Genomic DNA, 364 nt, shown 5'->3' on the forward strand with positions numbered 1-364 from the left:
TTTTCCAGGTGCCGGCGACGCCGAGCACGTTTGCCTGACCACCCAGCCGTCCCTCGGTGCCGACTTCGCGGGCAACGCGCGTCACTTCGCCGGCGAAGCCGTTGAGCTGGTCGACCATGGTATTGATGGTCTCTTTCAGCTCCAGTATTTCTCCCGAAACCGTCACCGTGATCTTCTTGGAAAGGTCGCCCTGCGCCACGGCAGTCGCCACTTCGGCGATATTGCGCACCTGGCCGGTCAAGTTGGACGCCATGGAATTGACCGAGTCGGTCAGGTCCTTCCAGGTGCCGGCCACGCCGCGCACGTTCGCCTGGCCACCGAGCCGACCTTCCGTGCCGACTTCGCGGGCAACGCGCGTCACTTC

At 64.3% G+C, this 364-nt stretch carries 1 protein-coding gene; it reads right to left on the reverse strand.

Annotation, left to right across the window (positions count from 1 at the left end):
- Window positions 1–364, reverse strand: a 364-nt coding sequence (locus AC1D0P_RS32260; RefSeq protein ID WP_477680445.1) for a HAMP domain-containing protein, incomplete at both ends; no start/stop codon positions are given.

Source organism: Polaromonas sp. P1_G2 (assembly GCF_056405515.1).